The organism is Ideonella sp., assembly GCF_035254525.1.
Taxonomy (GTDB): Bacteria; Pseudomonadota; Gammaproteobacteria; order Burkholderiales; family Burkholderiaceae_C; genus Ideonella.
The window spans coordinates 1-25,193 of record NZ_DATFAN010000177.1 but is presented as its reverse complement, the minus strand read 5'-3'; the positions used below and the strand labels follow the sequence as shown (position 1 = coordinate 25,193).

The window sequence follows — 25,193 nt, the reverse complement described above, 5'->3', positions numbered from 1 at the left end:
GGTCACCTCGCATGCAACCCCTGAAGGGCCTCACGGTGGTGACGCTGGAACACGCGATCGCCGCGCCGTTCGCCACCCGCCAGCTGGCGGACCTGGGCGCGCGGGTCATCAAGATCGAGCGCCCCGGCGTCGGTGATTTCGCCCGCGGCTACGACAGCCGGGTGCGCGGCCTGGCCTCGCACTTCGTCTGGACGAACCGCAGCAAGGAGAGCCTCACGCTGGACGTGAAGCACCCGCACGCCAATGCGCTGCTGCGCCGTCTGGTGCTGGAACAGGCGGACGTCGTGATCCAGAACCTCGCGCCCGGCGCGTCGGCCCGGCTGGGCCTGGGCTACGAGACGCTGGCCGCGGCCAAGCCCGGCATCATCGTCTGCGACATCTCGGGTTATGGCGGCGATGGCCCCTACCGCGACAAGAAGGCCTACGACCTGCTGATCCAGAGCGAGGCCGGCTTCGTCTCGGTCACCGGCACGCCCGACGAGCCCTGCAAGGCCGGCCCGTCGATCGCCGACATCGCCGCCGGCATGTACGCCTACAGCCAGATCCTGGCGGCGCTGCTGCAGCGTGCGCACACCGGCCGCGGCCAGCACATCGACATCTCGATGCTGGAATCGCTCGCCGAGTGGACCAGCTACCCGCTGTACTACGCCTTCGACGGCGCGCCGCCACCGGCCCGCACCGGCGCCAGCCACGCGACGATCTACCCCTACGGCCCGTTCCCCACCGGCGGCGGCGGCACCGTGATGCTGGGCCTGCAGAACGAACGCGAGTGGGTCGCCTTCTGCGACAAGGTGCTGCAGCAGCCCGCGCTGGCGCAGGACCCGCGCTTCGCCGGCAACGCGCGCCGCAGCGCCGAGCGCGAGGCGCTGCGGGCCATCATCATCGACGCCTTCGCCCCGCTGAGCGCGGCGCAGGTGGTCGAGCGGCTCGAAGCGGCGCAGATCGCCAACGCGCGGGTGAACACCATGGCCGAGGTCTGGGACCACCCGCAGTTGAAGGCCCGCCAACGTTGGCGCGAAGTGGATTCGCCCGCCGGCCCGCTGCCCGCGCTGCTGCCGCCGGGCTCGTGGCACGAGGAACCTCGCATGGACCCGGTGCCGGCACTGGGCGAGCACACCGACGCGATCCTCGCCGAGCTGGGCCTGAACGCCGCGGACATCGCCGCGCTGCGCACCGAAGGCGCGATATGAACACGCCGCGCAGCTACCTCTTCGTGCCGGGCGACCGGCCCGAGCGTTTCGACAAGGCCCTCGCCAGCGACGCCGATGTGGTGGTGCTCGACCTGGAAGATGCGGTCGCGGCCGATCGCAAACAAGCCGCCCGCGAGGCAATCCAGCGCTGGGTGCCGACCTGCGACGCCGCCACGCGGGCGCGCATCGCGGTGCGGGTCAACGAGGCGGCGGCCCCCTGCTTCGCCAACGACCTGGCGATGCTGCAGCAGGCACCGGTCGGGCTGGTGATGCTGCCGAAGGCCGAGGCCGCTTGGCAGATCGGCACGGTGCGCCACCGGCTGCCCGCGGTCGAGGTGTTGGCGCTCGTCGAGACCGCGCGCGGCGTGGTCGCCGTGCACGAGGTGGCGGCAGCGCCGGGCATGGCCCGGCTGGTGTTCGGCACGCTGGACTTCGCGCTCGACCTCGGCATCGCCCCCGAACCCGCCGGCCTGGCGCATGCCGCCGCCTGCCTCGCGCTGGCCTCGCGCGCCGCCGGCCTGCCCGCGCCGGTGGCCGGCGTCACGCCCGAGATCGGCGACGACACCCGGCTGCTGGCCGACTGGGGCTGGGCCTGGGCGCTGGGCTTCGGCGCCAAGTTGTGCATCCACCCCCGGCAGATTGCCCCGCTGCACGACGCGATGCGCCCCAGCGCCGTCGAGCTCGACTGGGCCGAGCGCGTGATCGCCGCCGCCGCAGCCGCGCGTGGCGCCGCCGTGCAGGTCGACGGCCGCATGGTCGACAAGCCGGTGCTGCAGCGCGCGCTGGCCTTGCGCGAGCGCGCCACCCGCTGAAGAAACCTCCACGCACCTCCAGGAGCCCACCATGGCCGCCTCCATCATCGACTCGCAGGTCTTCCAGGGCATCTTCAGCACCGACGCGATGCGCCAGGTCTGGTCCGACGAGAACCGCACGCAGAAATACCTCGACATCGAGGCTGCGCTGGCTCGCGTCCAGGCGCGGCTGGGCCTGATCCCGCAGGAGGCTGCCGACGAGATCGTCAGCCATTGCCGGCTCGACCAGATCGACCTGGCCCGGCTGCGCGAACAGACCGAGCGCATCGGCTACCCCATCCTCGGCGTGGTCACGCAGATCAACCAGCTGTGCCGCGACAAGCTCGGCGAATACGTGCACTGGGGCGCGACCACCCAGGACATCACCGACACCGCCACCGTGCTGCAGATCCGCGAGGCACTGCAACTGGTGGACGACGAGCTGGCTGCCATCGCGGCGGCGCTGGCCAGGCTGGCCAAGGAGCACCGCCTGACGCCGGTGATCGGCCGCAGCAACCTGCAGCAGGCCATCCCCGTGACCTTCGGCTACAAGATGGCCGGCTTGCTGTCGGCGGTGCTGCGCCACCGCGAGCGCCTGGCCCAGTTGAAGCAGCGGGTGCTGGTGGGCGAGTTCGCCGGCGCGGCCGGCACGCTGGCCTCGCTGGAGAGCGGCGCGATGCAAACCCAGGCGGGGCTGTGCGAGGAACTCGGGCTCGCGCAACCGGTGATCGCCTGGCACACCATCCGCGACAACATCGCCGAGGTCGGCGCGGTGCTGGGGCTGATCGGCGGCACGCTGGGTAAGCTCAGCATGGACGTGAAGCTGATGATGCAGACGGAGGTCGGCGAGGTCTACGAGCCCTACCACCACGGCCGCGGCTCCAGCAGCACCATGCCGCAGAAGCGCAACCCGATCTCGAGCTGCTACATCCACGCCGCGATCTCGGTGGTGCGCCAGCACGCCGCCGCGCTGATGGACGCGATGGTCGCCGACCACGAGCGATCCACCGGCCCGTGGGAAATCGAGTGGATCGTGCTGCCCGAGGCCTTCTGCCTGATCGCCGGCGCGCTGAAGCAGTCGCGCTTCGTGATCGAAGGCCTGCAGGTCGACGCCGAGGCGATGCGCCGCAACATCGACCTGACCGGCGGCCTGGTGATGAGCGAGGCGGTGATGATGGGCCTGGGCCCGTACATCGGCCGCGAGTACGCCCACGACCTGGTCTACGACCTGTGCCGCGAGTCGATCGCCACGAAGACGCCTCTGCTGGACCTGCTGGCGGCCCATGCCGAGATCGCCCGGCACGTCGACCGCCCCGCGCTCGAACGCATGCTGGACCCGGCGAACTACCTCGGCCAATCCGGCCTGATGGTGGATCGGGTGCTGGCGTGCCTGTGACCCGCCACCGGCCTCACCAAACCCGGTAGACCCGCCCGGTCTGCGCCCCCTCGACGCTGCGCACATAGGCTTGCGCCACCCGGGCGGCATCGGCCGGCTCGAAGCCGCGGAACAGCGGGTCGTAGCGCTCGATCGACTCGGTCAGGACGGTCGGGTTGACCACGTTGATGCGCAGCCCGCGCGGCAGCTCGATCGCGGCGGCGCGGGCAAAGCCCTCCAGCGCGGCGTTCACGGTGCTGGCGTTGGCGCCGCTGCGCAGCGGCTCGTCGCCGAGGATGCCCGAGGTCAGCGTGATCGAGCCGCCGTCGTTCAGGTGGTGCTGGCCGATCAGCGCCAGCTGCACCTGGCCCAGCAGCTTGTCGTGCAGCCCGATCTGGAACTGCTCGGGCGTCATCTCGGCCAAGGGGCCGAAGTGCACGCGGCCGGCGGCCGCGACGACGGCATCGACGCGGCCGGCACGCTCGAACAGTGCGTGCAGGCTGTCGGCGCGGGTGATGTCGGCCTGCAGCGCGCCGCGGGTCTTGCCGACGGCGATGACCTCATGCCACGCCGACAGGGCGCTCACGACCGCGCGGCCGATGGTGCCGCTGGCACCGATGACGAGGATCTTCTTCATGGCTTGCTCCGACTGAAATGGGGTGGCGTCATTGTGGAAACGGAACTGCTTTGGAAAAATAGGCTTCCGATAGCAGCACTGGAAACCATCAGTTCCGAATCAATGGACCGCCTGACCAGCATGGAAGTCTTCGTGGCCGTGGTAGAGGCGGGCAGCCTCAGCGCCGCGGCCAAGCGCTTCGGCCTTTCGGCGCCGATGGTCGGCAAGCACCTGCAGCACCTGGAGCAGCGCCTGGGCGCCCGGCTGCTGACCCGCACGACCCGGCGCCAGAGCCTGACCGAGGTCGGCCGCCACTACCTCGAGCGCTGCAAGGAGATCCTGGCCGACGTGCGCGCCGCCGAGGCCGGCGCCGAGGCGCTGCGCGCTGCGCCGCGCGGCCGGCTGCGGGTGGCGGCGCCGGTCAGCTTCGGCGCGATGCGCATGGCGCCGGCGCTGGCCGACTTCCTCGCGGCCTGGCCCGAACTCAGCGTCGAGCTGGCGCTGGAAGACCGGGTCGTCGACCTGGTCGAGGAGGGCTTCGATGTCGCGGTGCGCATCGGCCGGCTGAAGGATTCGGAGTTCATCGCCCGGCCGCTGCAGCCCTACGGCATGTGCCTCTGCGCGACGCCGGCCTACCTGGCGCGGGCCGGCACGCCGCGCACGCCGGACGAGCTGGCACGGCACCAGCGCCTGGGCTTCACCCACTGGAACCAGCAGGGCGACTGGTCGCCGCTGGCCGAGCTGATGCAGGACGACAAGCTGCCGAGCCCGCGCCTGGTGTCGAACCACGGCGGTGCCTTGCACATGGCCGTGCTGCAGGGCGCCGGCATCGCGCTGCTGGCCGAGGCGCTGGTGGCCGAAGACCTGCGCAGCGGCCGGCTCGTGCGGCTGCTGCAGGCGCAGCTGCCGCCGCCACGGCCGATGCACCTGGTCTACCCGCGCGACCGCCAGCCGGTGCCCAAGCTGCGCACCTTCGTCGACTTCATGCTCGACCGCTTCGGCGCGGCGCCGGGCACCTCCGCGCTCACTTGACCATTCGGCCGGCGGGGCCCCTGGCCGCGATCCGGCAGGCGTCGATGCGCACTGACAAGATGGCGTGATGCGCCGGCGCCCGCCTGCCCCACCCCGCCCGATCGCCGCACCACGCCGCGAATGGCTGGGCCGTGTCGCCCGCTGGGCGGCGCTGGCCGGCGCCTGGGCCACGCTGGGCAGCGCCTGCGGTGGCGGCGGCAGCGACAACAGTGCCATGTCGTCGCCTCCACCCGCGCCGCCGCCGGCTCCACCTCCACCACCGCCGCCGCCACCGCCGCCACCCGGCGACGCACGCCTGACCGTGCTGAACACCAGCCTGGCCAACCCCTGGGGCCTGGCCTTCCTGCCCGATGGCCGGATGCTGGTCACCGAGCGCGGCGGCGCCATCATCCGCCTCTCGGCCGACGGGGGCACCGTCGAGGCCGAGGTGAGCGGCGTGCCGGCCGTCATCGCGGCCGGCCAGGGTGGCCTGCTGGACATCGTGCTCGACCCCGATTTCGCGCACACCGCCTGGGTCTACTTCAGCTACTCCGAGCCGGGCAGCGGCGCCGAGACCGGGCTGGCAGGCACCGCGGTGGCCCGGGCCCGGCTGGCCGGCAATGCGCTGCAGGGCCTGCAGGTCATCTACCGCCAGGTGCCCAAGGTCAGCGGCAGCGGGCACTTCGGTTCGCGCATGGTCTTCGCGGCCGACGGCACGCTGTTCGTCTCGCTCGGCGAGCGGCAGCTGGGCAGCCCGGCGCAGGACCTGGCCACCTCGCTGGGCAAGATCGTGCGCATCCGGCCCGACGGCAGCATCCCACCGGACAACCCGCCATTCGGCGCGAACGCGCGGCCCGAGATCTGGAGCTACGGGCACCGCAACCCGCAGGGCATCGCGATCCAGCCCGGCACCGGCGAGCTGTGGAACACCGAGCACGGGCCCCAGGGCGGCGACGAGCTGAACGCCGTGCAACGCGGCGGCAACCACGGCTGGCCGCTGGTCAGCTACGGCTGCGAGTACGGCTCGCCGGTCGGCGACAGCTGCCGCATCGGCGGAGGCACGCACGCGCCGAACTACGTCGAGCCGGTGGCCACCTGGGTCCCGGTGTCGACCGCGCCCAGCTCGTTGCTCTTCTACACCGGCAGCGGTTTCCCCGAGTGGCAGGGCAACGCCTTCGTCGGTGCCCTGGCCGGCCAGACGCTGTGGCGCCTCGTGCTCTCGGGTCACACCGAGGTCTCGCGCGACGAGCCCTTGAAGAGCCTGCTGAACGAGCGCGTGCGCTGCGTGCGTCAGGGCCCGGATGGCTGGATCTACCTGCTGACCGACACCGGCCGCCTGTTGCGCATCGAACGCTGAACGGGGCGGCCGGCGGCCGGACACATCAAGTTGCAGCTTTGGCGCCACGCACTGGCGCAGTGCGCGCAGCACGTCACGGTCGCCAAGGCCGCGCAGGGATGACAATCGTCGGGTCATTCATTCTTCCAAAGACGCCTCCACAACGATGGACGACGCATGGTTTCGCCGCCAGGTGGGGCGGCATACCAACACCTGGCGCGACCAGCCGCGCGAATTCGCTCGCCGCACCGCGGCCGACGGGGCGCTCGCGTTGGGTGCGCTGGCGGGGCTCGTGCTGCTGCTCGTGATCGCCGCCCTGGTGGTGTTGATCGGCTGGTGGCGCGCGAGCACCGGCTGGCCCTGGCTTGTCGTCGGACTGTTCGTCGCGGCGCTGGCCTGGCCGCTGGTGCGCGCGCTGCGCGTGCGCGCCGCCCCGCCGCCCGGCGTGGTCATCGGGCCGCAGCAGGCCAAGGAAGTGCACGCGCTGGTCGAGAAGGCCCGGTCGATGCTGCACGCCGCGCCGGTGGACGAGCTGCGTTTCGATGTCTCGCTCGAGGTCAAGCTGGTGCCGCAGCCACGCCTCGGTCTGCTCGGCTGGCCACGCCATGTGCTGGTGATCGGCCTGCCGCTGATGATGGCCCTCGGCACCGAGCCGCTGGCGGCGCTGGTCATGCATGCGCTCGTGCCGCTGCGCCGCGAATCCGGCTTGCGCGACGCCCTGAAGGAACCGACGGCCTGGATCGAACGGCAACGCCTGACCTGGGCCGCGCTGGCCGCGGGCTGGACGCCGTCGCGCCTGCTGCCCTGGTGGCAGGATGCCGTGCTGGCCCCCTTCATGGACCGCTTCTGGCCGCGCTTTGCGACCCGCGCCGTGGTGCTCGGGCGCGAGGAGGCGATGGTCGCCGACCGGCTGGTGCTGTCGCGCTGCGGCGCCCAGGCGATGGCCACTGCGCTGCTCGGCCCGGCCGTGCAGCAGCAGTTCCTGGCCGAGGTCTTCTGGCCGCAGCGCTGGGCCAGCGCCCGTGAATCGCACCTGCCCAACGTGCTGCCGCTGCGCGAGTTGCGCGCGCTGATCGGCGCCAGCCTGCGCCACCCGCAGGCCAAGGGCTGGCTGCACGACGCGCTGCAGGCGCTGCCCCCGCGCGGCGACCTGCGCCCCGCGCTGCGCGACCGGCTTGCGCTGACCGGCGATGCCGCCCGCCTGTCCAAGCGCGCCAGCGAGGGCCGCAGTGCCGCCGATTCGCTGCTCGGTCGCCAGCTCGACAGCTGGATCGACCTGCTCGACGCCCACTGGCAGCGCGAGGCGGCCGCCGAGTGGGCCGAGGTGCACCAGGCGCACCGCGAGCGCGAGAAGCTGCTGACCGAGCTGGCCGAGAGCCACGCCTCGCGGCCGGTGTCACTGGACGATCACCTGCTGTGGATCCGCACCGCGAGCCAGGTCAGCGGGCCCGCGGCCGCGGTGCCGATCGCCCGGGAAGCGGTGGAACGACACCCGAAGAGCCCCGGCGCACGCTACCTGCTCGCCTGCACCCTGCTCGATGCGCGCGGCCTGCTGCCCTCGCGCCACCTGCTGCCCGACCTGCCGCCCGATGCGAACGAGGCGCTCGAGATCCTGCGCACGCTGTCGGATGCCGGCGGCAGCGACGACACGCGTGGCGGCGCCACCGACACCAACGACCTGACCTGGGCCCTGCCCGCCGCGCGCCGGCTCGAACGCGCGCTGATCCAGCGCGAAGGCATCGAGGCGCTGCGCGCCGTGCGCATGCGCATCGCCGAGCTGGAGCGTGATGCCGACAAGGCCATGGCCGTGCTGACCGACTTCTCCGGCCCGCAGGTGCTGGGCCCGGCCCGCCTGGGCGGGCGCACGCTGCGGCCGCTGCTCGAGCGGCTCAAGCGCGAGCCGGCCATTGGCCGCGCCTGGCTGCTGGCCAAGACCGACACGCGTGCCCGCGGCTGGGTGCTGCACCTGCTGGTGGTCGAGCGCTCCAACTCGCTCGAGCAACCCGGCCCGCGCCACGACTGGGCCGACCTGCGTGCGCTGCTGGACCCGCCCTTCCCCTGCTTCGTGATCGACCTGCTGCACCCCGACTGGACCGGCCCGAAGCACATGGACGTCGTGCAGCAGATCTTCGACACGGCCGGCGGCCGCATCCACGCTTCTCGCTCGACCTGAGCGGGTGAGACACTCGCGGCCACCGACCGGAGGAGCCGCATGGGCAAGAGCAGGCTGGAAGCGTTCAGCGACGGCGTGATCGCCATCATCATCACGATCATGGTGCTGGAGATGAAGGTGCCGCACGGCGATTCGCTCCAGGCGCTCTGGCCCCTGCTGCCGGTGTTCCTCAGCTACGTCCTGAGCTTCGTCTACGTCGGCATCTACTGGAACAACCACCACCACATGCTGCACGCCTGCAGCAAGGTTTCCGGCCCGGTGCTGTGGGCCAACCTGCACCTGCTGTTCTGGCTCTCGCTGTTCCCCTTCGCCACCGGCTGGATGGGCGAGAACCACTTCGCCGCGTGGCCGTCGGCGCTGTACGGCGTCGTGCTGCTGATGGCCGCCTGCGCCTACTGGATGCTGCAGCAGGCGATCATCGCCGCCGAGGGGCCGTCGTCGACGCTGCGGCGCGCGGTCGGCAACGACCTCAAGGGCAAGCTCTCGCCGCTGTTCTACATCGCAGGCATCGTCTCGACCTTCTTCGTGCCGTGGCTCGCGGAGCTGGCGTACGTGCTGGTCGCGCTGTGGTGGCTGGTGCCCGACAGGCGCATCGAGCAGGCGTTGCAGCGCTGAGCTCGAGAGGCCCCTGGCCAGCGCGGGCGGGGCCGCCTTCCTACAATGCCGGGGTGCACCTGCTGAACGCCGACCTCCACTGCCATTCGACCGCATCGGATGGCAGCCTCAGCCCAGGCGCCCTCGCGCAGCGGGCACATGCGGCCGGCGTGCAGCTGTGGTCGCTGACCGACCATGACGAGGTCGCCGGGCAGCGCGCCGCGCGCGAGGCGGCCGAGGCGCTGGGCATGGCCTACGTGAGCGGCATCGAAGTCTCGGTCAGCTTCGCCGGCGAGACGGTGCACATCCTCGGCTTCGGCTACGACCCCGACAACGCCGAGTTGCAGGCCGGCCTGGCCGCGCTGCGCGCGGGCCGCATCGCCCGCGCCCAGCAAATGGGCGAGAGCCTCGCGCGGGCCGGCATCCCCCGTGCCTACGAAGGCGCGCTCGCGCTGGCGCCCAACCCCGAACTGGTCTCGCGCACCCACTTCGCCCGCTTCCTGGTCGACAGCGGCCATTGCGGCAGCGTGCACGAGGTCTTCAGCCGCTTCCTGAAAGAGGGCAAGCCCGGCTTCGTGCCGCACCGCTGGGCCGGCCTGGGCGAGGCGCTGCGCTGGCTGCACGGCGCCGGTGGCGTCGCGGCGATCGCCCACCCCGCACGCTACCGCTTCACCCCGACCGAGGAGTTCGCCCTGTTCAGCGAGTTCCAGGCCCACGGCGGCCGCGCCGTGGAGGTGACCTGCGGCAGCCACTTCCCCGACGAAGTGGCCAAATACGCCGACATGGCGCTGGAGTTCGACCTGCTGGCCTCGCGCGGCAGCGATTTCCACGCCCCCGATGAAAGCCGCACCCCGCTGGGCGCGCTGCCCGACCTGCCCGGCCGGGTGACGCCGCTGTGGACGCTGTGGGCCGATTCACTGGCCGGCCGGCGCCCACCGCGCGCCGGCGAGCCCGGCCCGGCCCCCGCGCTCGTGGCCGCCGCCAACCCGGCCCCCTCGGCCATCTCCGCTTCGTGAGCTTGCCCGCCGCGGGCAAACTGCCGCGCCAGCATCCGCTGCTGGGCGTGACGCTGATCGCACTGGCCGCGACCTGCTTCGCGACCATGGATTCGGGCAGCCGCTACCTCGGCGGCTACCTGCCGGTGCTGCTGTTCTTCTGGGCGCGCTATGCCTTTCAGGCCACGGTGATGGCGCTCTGGCTGGGCCTGCGCGGTGATTCAACGGCGCCCCCAGGAAACGTCTTCGACGTTTCCGCCCCCCGAGGGGGTCAAGGAACTCGGGAGCGGCCCTTCGTTTCCTTGGCCGCCTTTTCCACCTCGCACCCGCGCTTCCAGGCCATCCGCGGCGCGCTGCTGGCCGCCACCAGTGCGATGAGCTTCTACGGCGTACAACACATGCCGGTGCCCGAATTCACCGCGATCAACATGCTGACGCCGCTGCTGGTGATCGTGCTGGCCGGCTGGTGGCTGCACGAGAAGGTCAGCCCGCTGCGCTGGGCGCTGGTCGGCGGCGGTTTCGCCGGCGCGCTGATCGTCATCCGCCCCGGCTCGGGCGTGTTCGGCTGGGCCGTGCTGTTCCCGCTCGCCGGCGCCTTCACCTATGCGAGCTTCCAGGTGCTGACGCGGCGCCTGTCGGGTCACGAGAGCCCGTATGCGACGCACTTCTACACCGGCCTGACCGGCACGCTGATCCTCACGCCCTTCCTGCTCGCCAGCCCGATCCCGGTGCTCGACACGCTGCGGGCCGCCCCGACCTGGCAGATCGGCGTGATGCTCTCGATCGGCGCGCTCGGCACCGTCGGCCACCTGCTGCTGATCCTCGCGCTGGGCATGGCGCCCACCGCGACGCTGATGCCCTTCGTCTACCTGCAGATCGCGGTCGCCACGGTGATCGGCTGGCTGGTGTTCCGGCAGGTGCCCGATGCGGTCGCCTTCGTCGGCATGGGCGTGATCGCGGCGTGCGGCGCGGCGGGCGCCTGGCTCAACGTGCGCAGCGCCCCCCGGCCGACCGACCCGGTGGTTGCCGATACGATGGCCGACTGACCGGACCGACCACGATGAAGCCCCGCCACGCCAACGACTACCGCCCGACCTCGCGCCGCCAGCGCCTCGTGATCGTCGCCATCACGGTTGCGACGGTGGTCGCGCTGTGGATGCTGCTGCTGCTTCGCCCGGGCTTCCACGCGCGGCCGATCCCCGGCACGCCGCTCGCGCCCTGCCCGCCCGGCCAGACCAGCGGCTGCGTGGGCGGCAAGGCGGACGTGCTGCTGATCCCGGCTGCGCCCGCGTCGTCGCCGGGCAGCGAGCCGGCGCGCTGAACGGCCGGGGCAGGTCACTTGGCCGGCTTGGTCGGCGCCTTGCTGAGCACGTAGCGCTCGTCCAGCGCCTCGAGGTTGGTCTCGCCGGACTGGACGATGAGCCGGATCTCCTTGTTCACGTCGCCTTCCACCTCGAAGCGGTGGCCTTCGATCAGCTTGGCGCGGTCACCCTGGCGGCTGATCACCTGGTAGCTGCCGCGCGGGGTCAGGCCGGAGACCCTCCACACCGTGCTGCCGGCGGTCGGGCCGGGGCCGAGGTTGTACAGCGGCCTGCTGTGTTCCTGCCAGCCGGCCGCGAACGGTGGATTGGCGGGCAACTCCTCCGGCTGGTACATGGCGCAGGCGCCCAGGCCCAGCAAGGCGGCGCAGATGCCGACGCCGGCAACCAGGCGCGCCGGGCGACGCAAGATGGGGTGGTTCATGGAGCCTCCTGTCGGTCGTGCAGACCATCTCAACGGGCGGCTTCGCCGGCCTGTTGACGCGCGGTGCGCCAAGTCGGTGCCGTCACACCGACAATGCTGCCATGTCACAGCTCTTCGAGGTCCATCCGGACAATCCGCAGCCGCGGCTGCTGAAGCAGGCGGCGCAGATCCTGCATGCCGGCGGCGTGGCCGCCGTGCCCACCGATTCCAGCTACGCGCTGGTTTGCCACCTCGACGACAAGGGCGCCGCCGAGCGCCTGCGCCGGATCCGCGAGGTCGACGACAAGCACCACCTGACGCTGTTGTGCCGGGATCTGTCCGAGCTCGCCACCTATGCGCGGGTCGACAACCGGCAGTACCGGCTGCTGAAACTGGGCACGCCGGGGCCGTTCACCTTCATCCTCGAAGCGACGAAAGAGGTGCCGCGCCGGCTCTCGCACCCTTCGCGCCGCACGATCGGCCTGCGCGTGCCGGCCCACCGGGTGCTGCAGATGCTGCTGGCCGAGCTGGGCCAGCCGCTGCTCGCGACCACGCTGATCCCGCCGGGCGAGCAGGAGCCGCTGAACGAAGCGCAGCAGATCCGCGAGCGCTTCCAGAAGCAGTTGCAGGCGGTCGTCGATGCAGGCGCCTGCCCGATGCAGCCGACGACGGTGATCGACCTCAGCGGGGACGAGCCGGTGCTGGTGCGCCAGGGCCGCGGCGACATCGCGACCCTGGGCCTGTAGCCAAGCCGCTTGCGCGGATCCGGCTGCGCCGGTCCGCTGCAAGGGCCCCCTCGGGGGGCAGCCCCCGGAAGGGGGCGTGGGGGCTCAAATTCCTGCGGTCACGACGATCTCGATCTTCCACTCGGGCTTGGCCAACGCCGCCTGCACCGTCGCACGCGGCGGCGTGTGGCCCGGCACGACCCAGGCTTCCCAGACGGCATTCATCGCCGCGAAATCGGCCAGGTCGGCGAGAAAGATCTGCGCCCGCAGGATCTTCGACTTGTCGCTGCCGGCGCGGGCCAGCAGGCCGTCGATCGCGGCCAGCACCTGTCGCGCCTGGCCGGTGATGTCCTGCGTGCCGTCGCCGGCCACCTGGCCGGCCAGGTAGGCCACGCCGTTGTGCACGGCCATCTCGGACATGCGGGGGCCGACGTCGAAGCGTTGGATCGTGCTCATCGGGTCAGTGCTTTCTCTTTGAGTGGGAATGGTGGGGATGCGCCGGCTTGGGCGGGGCTGCCGACGGAGCCGCCTTCTGGCCGAGCTTGGATTCGGTGCCCGCCAGCAGCTTGCGGATGTTGGCCTCGTGGCGCCAGACCAGCAGCAGGCTCATCACCGTGATGGGCAGCACCATCGGGGACGGGCCCCACTGCAGCAGCTGGAAAAAGGGCGTGAAGGCGGCCGCCACGATGGCCGCGAGCGAGGAGTAGCGGGTGACGAAGGCCACGATCAGCCAGGTGGCCAGCGTTGCCGCGCCGAGCGCCGGGTTCAGCGCCAACAGCACGCCCGCCGCCGTGGCCACGCCCTTGCCACCCTGGAAACGGAAGAACACCGGCCACAAGTGGCCGACGAAGGCGGCCAGGCCGACCAGCCCGACGGTCGTCTCGCCCCAGCCCGCACGCGGCGCGAGCAGCAGCGCGGCCAGCACCGGCACATAGCCCTTCAGCGCATCGAAGGCCAGCGTCAGCAGCGCGGCCAGCTTGTTGCCCGAGCGCAGCACATTGGTGGCACCTGGATTGCCCGAGCCGTACGAGCGCGGATCCGACAGCCCCATCACGCGGCTGACGATCACGGCGAACGACAGCGAACCCACCAGGTAGGCCGCGACGATGGCGGCCAACGAATACGCGAAACCCATGCCGGTATGCACCTTCGGCAACGATGCCGGGCCCGAAGTGTAAGCCGGGCCCTGCCGTGCGGTGCGCTGGCGGGATTGGCGCCACCAGGCCCGTTCGGTATGCTGGACAATCCGCCGCCCATCCCTCACTCAGGGCCCCAAGGTTTGCTGCGCCTCAACTCGTCGCTGGTCACCCGCATGATCGTGTCGGTTGCCGCCTTCGGCATCGCCGTGTTCCTGCTGGTGGGCGGCATCGAGCTGTGGCGCGAGCGCGGCGAGCTGACCCGCTCCGCGCATGTGCGGGCCGATGCGGCCCTGGGCCTGAGCTCACCACCGATCGCCCTGGCGCTGTGGAACTACGACCTCGCGACGCTCGACCTGCTGGCGCGCAACCTGGTGCGTGACGGCGCGATCGTGCGGGTGCAGGTGCTGGCCGACGACGGCAAGGCGCTGGTCGACGTCTGGCGGCCGGGCTTCGATTCGGCCAGGGCCGGCGCTCCGCTGGACCTGCCGCTGAAGGTGGCCGCCCGGCCCGCAGCCATCGGCACGCTGCGTGTCAGTGAATCGTTCGCCGAGATCGACGCCCAGATCGAGCGCCGCGCGATGCAGCGCCTGCCCTGGGAGCTGCTGAAGGTCGTCGCCATCGCGCTCGGCTTGCTGTGGGTGATGCACCGCCTCGTGACTCGCCGCCTGCTGGCCCTGGTGCACGATCTGCGCGACCTGAAGATCGACGACCCGCTGGCCCGCCTGCCGGCGCAGGCGGGATCAGACGGCTCGGGCGACGAGGTGATCGTGCTGAGCCAGGCGCTGAACCGCTTTCTCGACGCGCGCGCCAGCGAGAGCCTGCGCCGCGAGGCGGCCGAGCAGCAGCTGCGCGCGGGCCTGCAGGAGCGCTCGGCCATCCTCGGCTCGCTGCGCGACGGCCTGCTCGCGCTCGACGGCAGCATGGCGGTGCGCTACGCGAACGATGCCGCGGCCCGCCTGCTCGGCCAGCCGGCGCATGCGCTGGCCGGACGCAGCACGCTGGCCGGGCTGGCCACCGTCGCCGGCCCCGGCAGCGCGGTAGATTTCGTCGAGTGGCTGGCGCCGCGGCTGCGCCGGCGCGAGGCACGCACCGACCGCCTGACACTGCAGCCGGGCGGTGCGCCGACAATCGAGGCCCAGGCGCAGATCACGCCGGTCAGCGGCGCGCGCGAGGTCGTCTGGATCGTCGTCATCTCCGATATTTCCGACACGCTGCGCACCCGCGCCGCCGAACAGGCCCGCGCCGCCGCCGAGGCCGCGAGCCTGGCCAAGACCGAGTTCCTCTCGCGCATGAGCCACGAGTTACGCACCCCGCTGAACGCCATCGTCGGCTTCGCGCAGTCGCTCTCGCAGGACCCGGTCGTGCAGGGCGACCCGAAACGGCGCGAAGGCGTCGCGCTGATCGAGCGCGCCGGCTGGCACCTGACCGGCATGATCAGCGACGTGCTGGATCTTTCGCGCATCGAATCCGGCCGCCTGCGCCTGACGCTCGGCCCGGTCGACCTCGCGCCGCTGGCGCGTGACGCCCTGGCCTTCGTGGCCGCCGACGCCGAGCGCGACCAGGTGATGTGCGCGCTGGACATTGCCGACGACGCACGCTGGGTGCACGCGGATCCGGTGCGGGTCGAGCAGGTGCTGGTCAACCTGCTCAGCAATGCGGTCAAGTACAACCGCGCCGGGGGCCAGGTCTGGCTGCGGGCCCGGCCCGGGCCCGGTGGCAGCACGGTGCAGGTCACCGTGCGCGATACCGGGCTGGGCATGACCCCGGCCCAGCTCGATGGCCTGTACCAGTCGTTCAACCGCCTGGGGCGCGAATCCTCCGGCAAGCCGGGCGCCGGCATCGGCCTGGTCGTCACGCGCACGCTGGTCTCGCTGATGCAGGGCCAGCTGAGCGTGCGCAGCCAGCCCGGCCAGGGCAGCGAATTCACCGTGACACTGCCGGCGGCGCAGTCGCCCGCCGAGCCGGCCGACGGTGAGATGGACGTCGTGAGCGACCCGCGGGCCGAGGGCCGCCCGCGCCGGCTGCTGTACGTCGAGGACGACGCGGTCAACGCGCTGGTGATGGCCGCCCTCGTCGGCCGGCGGCCGGATCTGACGCTCGAAGTCTGCGGCACCCTGGCCGAGGGCCTGGCCCATCTGCACGCCAGGCCGCCCGACCTGTTGCTGCTCGACATGCAACTGCCCGACGGCCGTGGCCTGGAGCTGCTGCATGCGATCGCCGCCGACCCGCGGCTGCGCCGGCTGCCGGTGGTGATGGTCTCGGCCGACGCGATGGACGAGACCGTCAACGCGGCGATTGCCGCGGGCGCACGCGCCTACGTCACCAAGCCGCTGGCCTTCGACGAGGTGCTGCGCCAGATCGACGCGGTGATGGCCGGCAGCGCGACGACGATGGCCGGCGGGCTGGACGGCCGCTGAGGGGGGGCGACGCCGCAGGCGGCGCAGGGGGCCCTATTCGCCGTCCCAGTAGTCGACCTTGGCGCTGGCGCGCGTCAGGTGCATCAGGCCCGGGCCACCCGGCTCGGCGGCCCAGACGCCGATCTTGCCGGAGTCGGGGTACTCGCAGACCTCGGGGTCGAGCTCGCTGCTGATGGCCAGGTAGCGCAGCGGCACCGAGCCGGTGTTGATCAGCTGGTGCGCCGTCGCCGGGCCACCGCAGGGGCAGCCGATCAGGTCGCCGGCAGCCACCGGGTGGCGCGCGTCGCCGAGTCGCAGCTCGCCGCGGCCGGCGATGATGTAGAACATCTCGTCGTTCACGCGGTGGCTGTGGAACGGATAGCCGGTCTTGCCTGGCGGCACCTCGGTCAGCGAGCAGCCGAGCTTCTTCAGCCCGAGTGTCGCGCCGAGGGTCGCGCGGGTGAGCTCGAATCGCTCGCCCGCCGCGCCGCCCGGGCGGTATTGGGCGGGCCGGGGTTGCAGCGGCTGTTCATCCAGCGACAGCACGGGTTTGACGGTCATCGGTGGCTCCTCTTGGTGGGGGTCGAAGGCGCCACTGTGCACCGGCGCTGCTGACAGCGCGATGTCAGCAGCCCAAGGCCCCCACCCGCGCCAGGCTCAGCCCGGCGTCGCCACGCTGGCGCTGCATTCGTCGATGCGCGCCAGCAGCTCGTTCAGCCGGATCGGCTTGGCCACGTAGGCCGCGAAGCCGGCCGCCTTGCCGCGCGCGATGTCGTGCGGCATCGCATCGGCCGAGACCGCGATCACCGGAATGCCGCGCGTGCGCTCGTCGCCCTTGAGTTCGGCCAGCACCTCGTAGCCGTCCATGCCGGGCAGCTTGATGTCGAGCAGGATCAGGTCGGGCCGCTCGGCGCGCGCCCGCGCGATGCCTTCGGGCCCGTCCTCCGCGGTGAGCAAGGTGAAGCCGGGGAACTCCTCGAACCAGGTTTCCATCAGCTCCAGGTTGGCCGCGTTGTCCTCGATGTAGAGCACCCGCAGGCGGCGCTCCACCACCGGCTTCGGCGCCAGCTCGGCCGGCGGGCTGGGCGGGCGCTCCTCGGTGGCGCGCGGCAGCTTGATCCAGAAGGTCGACCCCTCGCCCGGCGTCGATTCGACACCGAGCTCGCCGCCCATCAGCTCGGCCAGGCCCTTCGACAACGCCAGGCCGATGCCGGCCCCCGGGATGGGCGAATCCTCCCGCCCCAGGCGTTCGAACGGCACGAACAGGCGGGCCAGCTTGTCGGCCGGGATGCCCAGCCCCGTGTCGCTGACGGTCAGCATCGCGCGGTGGTCGTCCAGCAGCTGCCGACCGAGGCGGACCTGACCGCCGGGGCGGTTGTACTTGATGGCGTTCGACACCAGGTTCACCAGGATCTGGCGCAGGCGCGTCGGGTCGGCCTGCACCACGATCGGCGCCGCGGCGGGCTCGATCTCCAGCGTGATCTTCTTGCCCTGCAGCGAGGCCTGGCACATCGACACGGCATCCTGCAGCACCTGCCCCAGCTCCAGCGGCTCGGCGCGCACGGCCAGCCGGCCGACCTCGATGCGGGCCAGGTCGAGCAACTCGTCGATCAGGCGCAGCAGGTGCTCGCCCGCGCGGTGGATCTCGCCGGCCCAGCGCCGCTGCTTCGGTGCCAGGTCGGCCGCCTCCAGGATCTGCGCAAAACCGAGGATGGCGTTCATCGGCGTGCGCAGCTCATGGCTCATGCGCGAGAGGAACTCCGACTTGGCGAGGTTGGCGCGCTGCGCCTCGTCGCGTGCCGCCTCCAGCGCGGCCGTGCGTTCGCGCACGCGCGCCTCGAGCCCCCGGTTGGCGTCGAGCAAGGCTTCTTCGGCCTGCTTCAGCTCGGTGATGTCGGTGGCGGTCGACACGACGCGCGCCGGCCCGCCGCCCGGCGTGGCGGCCAGCGTGATCAGGTAGTGGCGCTCGGCACCGTCGGCGTCGGGCATGCTGAGCACCAGCGCCTGGCGGTCGCCGGTGGCCAGCACCTGCTGCAACGCCCGGTCGAAGTCGGCCCGGCGCTCGGGCGGCACCCAATCCCGCCCCAGGGTGCCCACCAGCGGCCGCTCGGGCGGCCCGCTGCGGTTGGCAAAGCGCACGCGGCCTTCGGCATCCAGCTCGCAGATCAGCGCGACGGTGTGGGCGGTCAGCGTGCGCAGCCTGGCCTCGTTGTCGCGCACGGCCGCTTCGGCCCGACGGCGTTCGCTGATGTCGCGCAGCACGCCCTGCGCGCCGGTGACCGCGCCGTCGATGCGGATCGGCGTCACGTTGGCTTCCGCGGGAAAGCGCGAGCCGTCGTCGCGCATTGCACTCAGCTCGATGTTGCGCAAGGTCTCGCCGCCGATGACCCGCGCCAGCATTCGCGCGGCCTCGGCGCGATGCTCCGGCGCCACGCGCTCGGCGAAGGCCTGGCCCGTCATGTCGTCCGGCGCCAGGCCGTACAGCGCCCGGGCGCTGGGCGACACGTAGCGCAGCACGCCGTCGCGGTCGGTCTGGAACACCAGGTCCGTGTTCATTTCCGCGATGCCGCGGAAACGCTCCTCCCGCTCGCGCAGTGCGGCCTGGGCCAGCATGCGCGGGTGGACGTCGACCAGTGTGCCGACGGCTCGCAGCGCCGCACCGTCGGCCGCGCGCTCGACGACCCGGCCGCGCACCGACATCCAGCGCCAGCCGTGCTCCAGGTGGTGCAGGCGGCATTCGATCTCGACGCGCGGGCTCTGCTGCAGCGCATGGTGCTGGATGGCCTGCAGCGCCGCCTCGAGGTCGTCCGGGTGAACCATCTCGCGCCACGCCGCCAGTTGGGCCGGGAGCCCACCGGGCCGCCTGCCGAGCAGCGCGGCGCAGTCGTCGTTGGCATCGACCACCCGTTGCGCCAGGTCGCAGTCCCACAGCCCCGCGCCGGCGGCCTCCACGCTCAGGCGCAGGCGCAGCTCGCTGCGCGCCAGCTGCTCGTGCGAGGCGTCGCGCTCGGCGCGCGCCTGCTCCAGCGAGCGCAGCAGCCCGTTGATCGACCGGGTCACGGCATCCAGGATGTCGGGCCGCCAGCGGCCGGTGGCCGGCCGGTCCAGGACCAGCGTCCGGTCGCGCGGCAGCGGCCGGGTCGGGTCGATGTCGCGCACGAAGCGGGCGACCCGGGTCAGGTGCTGTGTCACCAGGTACTGGAAGACCAGCAGCATGAAGGCGGCGACGAGCAGGGTCTTCAGGCCGTTGCCGAGCATTTCGATCAGCAGACGATCCCACACCCGCGCCAGCGCCTGGTCGACGCTGGCCACGACGCGCAGGGTGCCTATCGTCTGCCGCGCGTCGGCCCGGTCGTGCGTCAGCGGCAGCTCGACCTGCAGTCGGCGCTGCGCCCTCACCTGGCCGGCCGACCAGCGCACGCGGCCGTCGACCTCGACGCCGGCGTATTCGACATCCGGCAGGCGCAGCAGGCCTTCGAGCTGACTCTGGACCAGGTCGTCGTCGAGCTGCCAGACGCTGCGTGACAAGGTGGGCGCATGGCTTGCCTGGACGAAATCGAAGCTCGCACGGATGCCGACCAGATCGCGCTGGTAGCCACGGTACAGGTCCAGGCCCGTGATCAGTGTCGTGATCAGCGTGCTGAACGCCACCACCGCGACCAGCAGCCGCCTGGCAACGCCATTGCCGTTGAACAGGGCATGGTGCACACCGCCCCAGCGAGATTCACCCATCCCACCCCTTTCGCGCGCCTCGTGCCGCCGCGGCCGGTCTACTTCCGCGCGTCCTCCAGCATGCGTTCGGTGATCTCCCTGCGAAGCCGCTCGAGCTCGCCACTGGCCTGCATCTGCCGCATCGTCTGCTCGACGCGGGGGACGAGGTCGCGGCGACTCTCGTGAAGAAAGTGGTACAGCAGGATGCGCTCCAGCGGCGGCGACAACGGCCGCAGTGCGCCGTCCAGGCCGAGCCGGCGGTTGACGAGCAGGCCGCTGAACAAGTCGTTCACCGCCACGTCGACCCGTTCGGCGGCGAGCATCGTCATCAGTTGGTCCATCGTGGTGGCCGCCTCGACGCGCGGCATGCCCTGCGTGCCGCGCTCGGACGAGCCCACGCCGCGCACGATGCCGATCGCGTAGGGGCGCAGCGATTCCCAGCCATCGACGCGGAACTGCTGGCGTTTGACGAAGGCGGCCGGCTCGATGTAGTTCAACGGCACCTGCACCGGCAACAGCGTCGGGTACTCGTCCTTGACCGCGAGGATGCGCTGCACCTCGCCGTCGACCCGGCCCTGGCTCGACTCGATCAGCGCACGCTTGGCCGGCATGTCGACCAGCACGAGCTCGATGCCCATCCGGCGGTAGACGGCCTTGAGGATCTCCCCGCCCACGGCCTGGTCGGGAATGTTCTCGATGCGCGCCAGGCGAACCGTCGTCTCGGCCCGGACGGGCGCGGCGCCGCAGCCGAGGACGACGACGAGCCAGGCGGCCCAGGCCGCGAACAGACGACGACGGAACGAGCCGATCGAAGCATTCATCGACCCATTGTGCGCCGCGCCCCGCCGGCACGGCAGCCCCAGAAACTCGGGGGCCGATGGCTGCTCTTGACGGTGATCAGGCCAGCGCGCAGGACACCGGCTTCGCGCCGAGCTTCTCGGTCAGCACCGCCGGGGCGATGCCGACGAGGTAGCCGCGCCGGCCGCCGTTGATCAGGATGCCCGGCAGGTCCAGGATGCTCTGCTCCACGTACACCGGCATCGCCTTGCGTGTGCCGAACGGCGAGGTGCCACCAACCAGGTAGCCGCTGTGCCGCTGCGCGACCTCGGGCTTGCAGGGCTCGACGCTCTTCGCGCCGATGGCGCGCGCCAGGTTCTTGGTGCTGACCTGGCGGTCACCGTGCATCAGCACGATCAGCGGCTCGGCCCTGTCGTCCTGCATCACCAGCGTCTTGACGACCTCGTGTTCGGGCCGGCCGAGCTGTCGGGACGACTCGGCCGTGCCGCCGTGGTCGACGTAGTCGTAGACGTGCTCGGTGTAGGCCACCCCATGGGCCTTGAGCCATTGGGTGGCGAGGGTCTCGCTGACGTGCTTGTCTTTCTTGGCCATCGATCGAAGCTTACTGGGCGGGGTCGCGCATCTCGAGCCGGACGGCGTCGATCGCGGCGAGCAGTTCGGGCGACAGCGTCGTGCCCCAGGCGTCGAGGTCTTCGTCGAGCTGGGCGACGGAGGTCACACCGATGATGGTGGAGGCGACCCGCCAGTTCGTGTAGCACCAGGCCAGCGCCATCCGCGTGGGCGTGAGGCCGTGTTCGCGGGCCAGTGTGTTGTAGCGCCGCGCGGCAGCGAGTGCGGACGGGCGGCCCCAGCGCTGCTGCTTCATGCGCTCGAAGCGCGCCATGCGGCCGGGGTTGGCGGGGTCGTCGATGCCGCGCTCGTCGTACTTGCCGGTGAGCAGGCCGAAGCCGAGGGGGGAGTATGGGATCAGCGCAACGCCCAGGCGGTGCATGGTCTCGTCCAGCCCGTTGTCGAGCGAGCGGTTGACCAGGCAGTAGGGGTTCTGCACGGTCACCACCCGCGGCAGGCCGTGCGCCTCGGCCACGCGGACGAACTCGGCCACGCCGTAGGGCGTCTCGTTGGACAAGCCGATGTGGCGCACCTTGCCCGCCTTGACCAGCGCGGCCATCGCTTCGAGCTGGTCGTGGATCGAGGTGTTCTCGGCGTCTCGCTTCGGCTCGAAGTACAGCGCGCCGAAGCTGGGCGCGTTGCGGTTGGGCCAGTGGATCTGGTACAGGTCGATCACGTCGGTCTGCAGGCGCTTCAGGCTCGCATCGCAGGCGGCGACGATGTCGGCCGGCGTCAGGTCCGGTGCGCCGCCGCGGATCCACGGCATGCCGCGCGACGGGCCGCAGACCTTGCTCGCCAGCACGAGCTTGCGCCGCGCCCCGGGGCGCTTCGCGAACCAATGGCCGAGGATGGTCTCGGTGGCGCCGAAGGTTTCGGCGCGCGGCGGCACCGCGTACATCTCGGCGGTGTCGAGGAAATTCACGCCGCGCTCGACCGCGCGGTCGAGGATGGCGTGGGCCTCGGCTTCGCCGACCTGCTCGCCGAAGGTCATCGTGCCGAGGCAGATGGGGCTGACCTGAAGGTTGCTGCGGCCAAGGGTCAGGGTGTGCATCGTCGCGTTCCGTTCGCAAGAAGGCAAAAGTGCGAGTGTGCCGCAGCCGCCCATGGGCTCCAGAGCAATCTTGTTTGACGGTTATTTTTTATTGTTTTACAGTAAGTTCATGCACATCGAAATCCTCGCCTTGTCCCGCCAGCCCACCCCGGCACTCGCGCTTCGCCTGGGGCGCCTGGCGGCCTGGGTGCAGGCGCTGGCGCTGCTGGCCGCGCTCGTGCTGCTGGCCGTGCTGCCGCTTCAGTTGTTGGCCCCCGACGCGCTGCTGGCGCTCGGGATGGGTGAGGCCACGGGCCAGAACCTGCTGGACCTCGCCGAAGGCGGGCTCACGACGGCCGCCCGCCTTCGCATGGCAGCCGTCACCGCCTTTCCCGTGGGCCTGGGCCTGGCCTTGCTGTGGCAGCTGTGGCGCCTGTTCGGCGAATACCGGCGCGGTGCCGTCTTCAGCCCCCTCGCCCTGGCCTGCCTGCGGCGTTTCGCGCTGCTGCTGGTGGCGCTGGCCGTCGTGCAGCCGCTCGCCCAGGCCGCCCTGTCGGTGGCGGTTTCGTGGGACAACCCGCCCGGCCACCGGGCGCTGGTGGTGGCCATCAGCTCCAACGACTACGCCTTGATGCTCGGCTCGCTGGTGTTCGTGGCCATCGCCCGCGTGATGACCGAAGCGGCGCGCGTCGCCGAGGAGAACGAGGGCTTCGTCTGATGCCCGTGATCGTGCATCTGGATGTGATGCTGGCCCGGCGCAAGATGCGCTCGCGCGAGCTGGCCGAGCGCGTGGGCATCACCGAGCAGAACATCTCGCTGCTGAAGTCGGGCAAGGTGCGCGGTGTGCGCTTCGACACGCTGGCGCTGATCTGCGAGGCACTGCAGTGCCAGCCGGGCGACCTGCTCGAGTACCGGCCCGACGATGAGACGCCCTGAATCGGATCGACCCGGCGGCTGGCCCGTCGCACGCCGCCCGGGCGCGCTGGCGGGGGTGGTGGCGCTGCACGCGCTGCTGGTGCTGGCGCTGTGGCAGTCGCTGCGTTCGCGCGAACTCGAGGTGCGGGTCGAGCCGCATGCGCTGGTTTGGGTGAACGCGCTGCCGGCACGGCCCACGCGTGCGGCGGCACCGCCGGCCAAACCACCACCGCAGCGGGTGGCCGTGCCCAGCCGCCCGCCGGCCCCCGCGCGGCCGCCTGCTGCGCTCGCGCCGCACGAATCGACCTGGGTCGAGCCTGCCCCGGCGGTCGCCGCCGCGCCCGCCGCGCCCGCCGCCAGCGCGGCCTCGTCGCCCCCGACCGAGCGCCTGCTCGACAGCGCCGCCACGCGCGCCGCCATCCGCCAGACCGGACGGATGCCCTTGCTGCAGGAGCGTGCCGCCGCGGCAGCCGCCGACGGCATCGCGCGCACCGACGCCGGCCTCGCCGGTGGCGTTGCCGCCGCCGGCATGCCGGACTGCATGAAGGACCCGGTGCCCGGCCGCATCCTGGGCATTCCGCTGCTCGCCGTGCAGGTCGCGCGAGGCAAGTGCGCGAAATGACGGCCGGCACGACCGATCGGCGAATCAGCCGCCGGCCGCCGCGCGCGCCCGTTCCTCCTCCTGCAGCCGCAGCACGCGGCGCTGGACCTTGCCGGTGGTCGTCATCGGCAGCGCGGCGATGAACTCGATTTCCTTCGGGTACTCGTAGGGCGCGAGCTGGCCCTTCACGTGCTGCTGCAGCGCGGCCACCAGCGCCTCGTTGCCCTCGAAGCCCGGCGCGAGCACCACGTAGGCCTTGACCACGGCGCCGCGCTCGGCATCGGGCTTGGGCACCACCGCGGCGTTGGCGACCGCCGGGTGCTTCACGAGGCAGTTCTCGACCTCGCTCGGGCCGATGCGGTAGCCGGCGGCCTTGAACACGTCGTCGCTGCGCCCCTGGTACCAGAGGTAGCCGTCCTCGTCCATCACCGCGGTGTCGCCAGTGCGGCACCAGCTCTCGACGGGGACCCCCAAGGCGTCGAGTACGCCGCCGGCCCGCCGAGGGGGCGCGCCCTTCTTGGGGCGCCCCGGCGAAGGGCCCACCGACCCGGTGAACTTGGCGCGCGTCGCGTCGTCGCGCTTCCAGTAGCCGAGGAAGAACACCGGATCGGGGTCGCCGTGAACATCGAGCCGGTGCACCGCCACGTCGCCCGGCGTTCCGCGCGCGCACTCGCGCCCGTCGTCGTCGATCACGACCACGCGGTGGCCTGGGTAGGCGCGGCCCATGCTGCCCGGGCGGGCCGGCCAGCCCGCGCAGGGGTGGCCGTCGGTGCCGATCGTCTGGCTGCAGTTGCCGACGATGTAGTTGATCTCGGTCTGGCCGAACATCTCGTTGACCACGAGCCCCAGCTCGTCGCGGCACCAGGTGAACACGGCGTCGCCGACCGCCTCGCCGGCGCTCATCACGGCGCGCAACGCCAGGCCCGCGTAGCGTTCGCGCGGGTGCGGCACCGCCTTCATCATCGCCTTCAGCGCGGTCGGAAACAGGAAGCTGTTGGTCACGCGGTGGCGCTGCATCAGCTCGAACGCGCGTTCGGGTGCGAAGCGGCCCTGGAAGGCGACGATGGGCACGCCGAAGTACAGCGAGGGCAGCAGCGCATCCATCAGGCCCCCGGTCCAGGCCCAGTCGGCCGGGCTCCAGAACACGGCGTCGGCGGGGGCGCCGCCAGGACCGAGCTTCTTTTTCGGGGGCATGCCGGAACCACTGCGCAACCAGTTCTGGCTGCAGACGAAGCCGGTCAGGTTGCCGATCAACGCCCGGTGCGGGATCAGCGCGCCCTTGGGCGGGCCGGTGGTGCCGCTGGTGTAGATCAGCACCGCCGGGTCGTCGGCCTTCGTGCGGCGGGCGGTGAAGGTGGCCGCCTCGCGCGCCAGCGCGGCGTCCCAGTCGATGTCGCCCTGCCCGGCCGCCGCGCCGACCGCGATCACCGTCGCCAGGGCCCGGCACTGTCCGCGCACGGCGAGCA

The 25,193-nt window shown here is 71.8% G+C and carries 25 protein-coding genes; 15 read left to right on the top strand and 10 right to left on the bottom strand.

Annotated elements, in window-relative coordinates; all coding sequences use genetic code 11:
* Positions 1 to 11: 11 nt before the first annotated feature.
* The 3 genes from VJ693_RS18745 to pcaB are packed head-to-tail and all read left to right on the top strand — an operon-like array spanning position 12 to position 3,377.
* Positions 12 to 1,190, top strand: a complete 1,179-nt coding sequence (locus tag VJ693_RS18745) for a CaiB/BaiF CoA-transferase family protein (protein ID WP_324156637.1) — start codon at positions 12 to 14, stop codon at positions 1,188 to 1,190.
* On the top strand, positions 1,187 to 2,002 hold the full coding sequence (locus VJ693_RS18740; RefSeq protein ID WP_324156635.1) for a CoA ester lyase: 816 nt from the start codon (positions 1,187 to 1,189) through the stop codon (positions 2,000 to 2,002). Before VJ693_RS18745 ends, VJ693_RS18740 begins: the two co-directional genes overlap by 4 nt.
* Before the next feature lie 31 nt (positions 2,003 to 2,033).
* A complete protein-coding gene (gene pcaB, locus VJ693_RS18735) occupies positions 2,034 to 3,377 on the top strand; it encodes a 3-carboxy-cis,cis-muconate cycloisomerase (RefSeq protein ID WP_324156633.1) in 1,344 nt (447 codons plus the stop codon).
* Between the two features lie 13 nt (positions 3,378 to 3,390).
* Here the strand turns inward: pcaB and VJ693_RS18730 are convergent, their stop codons facing one another.
* On the bottom strand, positions 3,391 to 3,993 hold the full coding sequence (locus tag VJ693_RS18730; RefSeq protein WP_324156631.1) for a short chain dehydrogenase: 603 nt from the start codon (positions 3,991 to 3,993) through the stop codon (positions 3,391 to 3,393).
* A 102-nt stretch (positions 3,994 to 4,095) separates the two neighbouring features.
* Between VJ693_RS18730 and VJ693_RS18725 the strand changes: the two genes are divergently transcribed.
* The 7 genes from VJ693_RS18725 to VJ693_RS18695 all read left to right on the top strand — a co-directional run bounded on the left by VJ693_RS18725 (position 4,096) and on the right by VJ693_RS18695 (position 11,402).
* Entirely contained in the window at positions 4,096 to 5,004 is a 909-nt protein-coding gene (locus tag VJ693_RS18725; RefSeq protein WP_324156629.1) for a LysR family transcriptional regulator, read from the top strand.
* A gap of 67 nt (positions 5,005 to 5,071) precedes the next feature.
* Positions 5,072 to 6,340, top strand: a complete 1,269-nt coding sequence (locus tag VJ693_RS18720; RefSeq protein WP_324156627.1) for a PQQ-dependent sugar dehydrogenase — start codon at positions 5,072 to 5,074, stop codon at positions 6,338 to 6,340.
* Between the two features lie 145 nt (positions 6,341 to 6,485).
* The gene (locus VJ693_RS18715) at positions 6,486 to 8,492 is read left to right on the top strand and encodes a hypothetical protein (protein ID WP_324156625.1); all 2,007 of its coding nucleotides are present in this window, start codon (positions 6,486 to 6,488) and stop codon (positions 8,490 to 8,492) included.
* 39 nt (positions 8,493 to 8,531) lie between these two features.
* Positions 8,532 to 9,107, top strand: a complete 576-nt coding sequence (locus VJ693_RS18710) for a TMEM175 family protein (RefSeq protein ID WP_324156623.1) — start codon at positions 8,532 to 8,534, stop codon at positions 9,105 to 9,107.
* A 53-nt stretch (positions 9,108 to 9,160) separates the two neighbouring features.
* Positions 9,161 to 10,102: a PHP domain-containing protein gene (locus VJ693_RS18705; RefSeq protein WP_324156621.1), complete on the top strand. Its 942-nt coding sequence runs from the start codon at positions 9,161 to 9,163 to the stop codon at positions 10,100 to 10,102.
* Positions 10,099 to 11,127 (top strand): DMT family transporter, encoded by a 1,029-nt coding sequence (locus VJ693_RS18700; RefSeq protein ID WP_324156620.1) that lies wholly within the window; start codon positions 10,099 to 10,101, stop codon positions 11,125 to 11,127. The genes VJ693_RS18705 and VJ693_RS18700 overlap by 4 nt, the downstream gene beginning before the upstream one ends.
* A gap of 14 nt (positions 11,128 to 11,141) precedes the next feature.
* Positions 11,142 to 11,402, top strand: coding sequence for a hypothetical protein (locus VJ693_RS18695; RefSeq protein ID WP_324156618.1), 261 nt, complete (start codon positions 11,142 to 11,144; stop codon positions 11,400 to 11,402).
* Between the two features lie 14 nt (positions 11,403 to 11,416).
* Here VJ693_RS18695 and VJ693_RS18690 read toward each other — a convergent pair whose 3' ends face one another.
* Entirely contained in the window at positions 11,417 to 11,824 is a 408-nt protein-coding gene (locus VJ693_RS18690) for a hypothetical protein (protein WP_324156616.1), read from the bottom strand.
* Positions 11,825 to 11,925: 101 nt separating this feature from the next.
* Here VJ693_RS18690 and VJ693_RS18685 point away from each other — a divergent pair, with 101 nt between their 5' ends.
* The gene (locus tag VJ693_RS18685) at positions 11,926 to 12,549 is read left to right on the top strand and encodes an L-threonylcarbamoyladenylate synthase (RefSeq protein ID WP_324156614.1); all 624 of its coding nucleotides are present in this window, start codon (positions 11,926 to 11,928) and stop codon (positions 12,547 to 12,549) included.
* 84 nt (positions 12,550 to 12,633) lie between these two features.
* Here VJ693_RS18685 and VJ693_RS18680 read toward each other — a convergent pair whose 3' ends face one another.
* Together VJ693_RS18680 and plsY are read right to left on the bottom strand one after the other, a co-directional pair.
* Positions 12,634 to 12,984, bottom strand: coding sequence for a RidA family protein (locus VJ693_RS18680; protein WP_324156612.1), 351 nt, complete (start codon positions 12,982 to 12,984; stop codon positions 12,634 to 12,636).
* Between the two features lie 4 nt (positions 12,985 to 12,988).
* Entirely contained in the window at positions 12,989 to 13,663 is a 675-nt protein-coding gene (gene plsY / locus VJ693_RS18675) for a glycerol-3-phosphate 1-O-acyltransferase PlsY (RefSeq protein WP_324156610.1), read from the bottom strand.
* Between the two features lie 144 nt (positions 13,664 to 13,807).
* Here plsY and VJ693_RS18670 point away from each other — a divergent pair, with 144 nt between their 5' ends.
* Positions 13,808 to 16,084 (top strand): hybrid sensor histidine kinase/response regulator, encoded by a 2,277-nt coding sequence (locus VJ693_RS18670; protein WP_324156608.1) that lies wholly within the window; start codon positions 13,808 to 13,810, stop codon positions 16,082 to 16,084.
* A gap of 33 nt (positions 16,085 to 16,117) precedes the next feature.
* Here the strand turns inward: VJ693_RS18670 and VJ693_RS18665 are convergent, their stop codons facing one another.
* From VJ693_RS18665 to VJ693_RS18645, 5 genes are all read right to left on the bottom strand, one after another.
* Positions 16,118 to 16,624 (bottom strand): cupin domain-containing protein, encoded by a 507-nt coding sequence (locus tag VJ693_RS18665; protein ID WP_324156606.1) that lies wholly within the window; start codon positions 16,622 to 16,624, stop codon positions 16,118 to 16,120.
* A gap of 96 nt (positions 16,625 to 16,720) precedes the next feature.
* Positions 16,721 to 19,795, bottom strand: coding sequence for a PAS domain S-box protein (locus VJ693_RS18660; protein ID WP_324156604.1), 3,075 nt, complete (start codon positions 19,793 to 19,795; stop codon positions 16,721 to 16,723).
* A gap of 38 nt (positions 19,796 to 19,833) precedes the next feature.
* The gene (locus tag VJ693_RS18655) at positions 19,834 to 20,595 is read right to left on the bottom strand and encodes a transporter substrate-binding domain-containing protein (protein WP_324156602.1); all 762 of its coding nucleotides are present in this window, start codon (positions 20,593 to 20,595) and stop codon (positions 19,834 to 19,836) included.
* A gap of 76 nt (positions 20,596 to 20,671) precedes the next feature.
* Positions 20,672 to 21,163: an aminoacyl-tRNA deacylase gene (locus VJ693_RS18650; protein WP_324156600.1), complete on the bottom strand. Its 492-nt coding sequence runs from the start codon at positions 21,161 to 21,163 to the stop codon at positions 20,672 to 20,674.
* A 10-nt stretch (positions 21,164 to 21,173) separates the two neighbouring features.
* Complete coding sequence (locus tag VJ693_RS18645; protein WP_324156598.1) at positions 21,174 to 22,232, bottom strand: aldo/keto reductase; 1,059 nt, start codon at positions 22,230 to 22,232, stop codon at positions 21,174 to 21,176.
* A 109-nt stretch (positions 22,233 to 22,341) separates the two neighbouring features.
* Here VJ693_RS18645 and VJ693_RS18640 point away from each other — a divergent pair, with 109 nt between their 5' ends.
* From VJ693_RS18640 to VJ693_RS18630, 3 genes are read left to right on the top strand one after another with little or no spacing between them, the layout of a single operon-like run.
* Complete coding sequence (locus tag VJ693_RS18640; protein ID WP_324156596.1) at positions 22,342 to 22,929, top strand: DUF2975 domain-containing protein; 588 nt, start codon at positions 22,342 to 22,344, stop codon at positions 22,927 to 22,929.
* Positions 22,929 to 23,147: a helix-turn-helix transcriptional regulator gene (locus VJ693_RS18635; RefSeq protein ID WP_324156594.1), complete on the top strand. Its 219-nt coding sequence runs from the start codon at positions 22,929 to 22,931 to the stop codon at positions 23,145 to 23,147. The genes VJ693_RS18640 and VJ693_RS18635 overlap by 1 nt, the downstream gene beginning before the upstream one ends.
* Complete coding sequence (locus tag VJ693_RS18630; RefSeq protein ID WP_324156592.1) at positions 23,134 to 23,748, top strand: hypothetical protein; 615 nt, start codon at positions 23,134 to 23,136, stop codon at positions 23,746 to 23,748. The genes VJ693_RS18635 and VJ693_RS18630 overlap by 14 nt, the downstream gene beginning before the upstream one ends.
* Positions 23,749 to 23,772: 24 nt before the next feature.
* Here VJ693_RS18630 and VJ693_RS18625 read toward each other — a convergent pair.
* Positions 23,773 to 25,193 (bottom strand): AMP-binding protein (locus tag VJ693_RS18625; protein WP_324156590.1); only part of this gene is annotated, 1,421 nt, incomplete at its 5' end.

Excerpts from the sequence above, each read along its gene's own strand:
- VJ693_RS18745 (WP_324156637.1), top strand. The coding sequence starts at position 12 with ATGCAACCCCTGAAGGGCCTCACGGTGGTGACGCTGGAACACGCGATC.
- VJ693_RS18740 (WP_324156635.1), top strand. The coding sequence starts at position 1,187 with ATGAACACGCCGCGCAGCTACCTCTTCGTGCCGGGCGACCGGCCCGAG.
- pcaB (WP_324156633.1), top strand. The coding sequence starts at position 2,034 with ATGGCCGCCTCCATCATCGACTCGCAGGTCTTCCAGGGCATCTTCAGC.
- VJ693_RS18730 (WP_324156631.1), bottom strand. The coding sequence starts at position 3,993 with ATGAAGAAGATCCTCGTCATCGGTGCCAGCGGCACCATCGGCCGCGCG.
- VJ693_RS18725 (WP_324156629.1), top strand. The coding sequence starts at position 4,096 with ATGGACCGCCTGACCAGCATGGAAGTCTTCGTGGCCGTGGTAGAGGCG.
- VJ693_RS18720 (WP_324156627.1), top strand. The coding sequence starts at position 5,072 with ATGCGCCGGCGCCCGCCTGCCCCACCCCGCCCGATCGCCGCACCACGC.
- VJ693_RS18715 (WP_324156625.1), top strand. The coding sequence starts at position 6,486 with ATGGACGACGCATGGTTTCGCCGCCAGGTGGGGCGGCATACCAACACC.
- VJ693_RS18710 (WP_324156623.1), top strand. The coding sequence starts at position 8,532 with ATGGGCAAGAGCAGGCTGGAAGCGTTCAGCGACGGCGTGATCGCCATC.
- VJ693_RS18695 (WP_324156618.1), top strand. The coding sequence starts at position 11,142 with ATGAAGCCCCGCCACGCCAACGACTACCGCCCGACCTCGCGCCGCCAG.
- VJ693_RS18690 (WP_324156616.1), bottom strand. The coding sequence starts at position 11,824 with ATGAACCACCCCATCTTGCGTCGCCCGGCGCGCCTGGTTGCCGGCGTC.
- VJ693_RS18685 (WP_324156614.1), top strand. The coding sequence starts at position 11,926 with ATGTCACAGCTCTTCGAGGTCCATCCGGACAATCCGCAGCCGCGGCTG.
- VJ693_RS18680 (WP_324156612.1), bottom strand. The coding sequence starts at position 12,984 with ATGAGCACGATCCAACGCTTCGACGTCGGCCCCCGCATGTCCGAGATG.
- plsY (WP_324156610.1), bottom strand. The coding sequence starts at position 13,663 with ATGGGTTTCGCGTATTCGTTGGCCGCCATCGTCGCGGCCTACCTGGTG.
- VJ693_RS18665 (WP_324156606.1), bottom strand. The coding sequence starts at position 16,624 with ATGACCGTCAAACCCGTGCTGTCGCTGGATGAACAGCCGCTGCAACCC.
- VJ693_RS18660 (WP_324156604.1), bottom strand. The coding sequence starts at position 19,795 with ATGGGTGAATCTCGCTGGGGCGGTGTGCACCATGCCCTGTTCAACGGC.
- VJ693_RS18655 (WP_324156602.1), bottom strand. The coding sequence starts at position 20,595 with ATGAATGCTTCGATCGGCTCGTTCCGTCGTCGTCTGTTCGCGGCCTGG.
- VJ693_RS18650 (WP_324156600.1), bottom strand. The coding sequence starts at position 21,163 with ATGGCCAAGAAAGACAAGCACGTCAGCGAGACCCTCGCCACCCAATGG.
- VJ693_RS18645 (WP_324156598.1), bottom strand. The coding sequence starts at position 22,232 with ATGCACACCCTGACCCTTGGCCGCAGCAACCTTCAGGTCAGCCCCATC.
- VJ693_RS18640 (WP_324156596.1), top strand. The coding sequence starts at position 22,342 with ATGCACATCGAAATCCTCGCCTTGTCCCGCCAGCCCACCCCGGCACTC.
- VJ693_RS18635 (WP_324156594.1), top strand. The coding sequence starts at position 22,929 with ATGCCCGTGATCGTGCATCTGGATGTGATGCTGGCCCGGCGCAAGATG.
- VJ693_RS18630 (WP_324156592.1), top strand. The coding sequence starts at position 23,134 with ATGAGACGCCCTGAATCGGATCGACCCGGCGGCTGGCCCGTCGCACGC.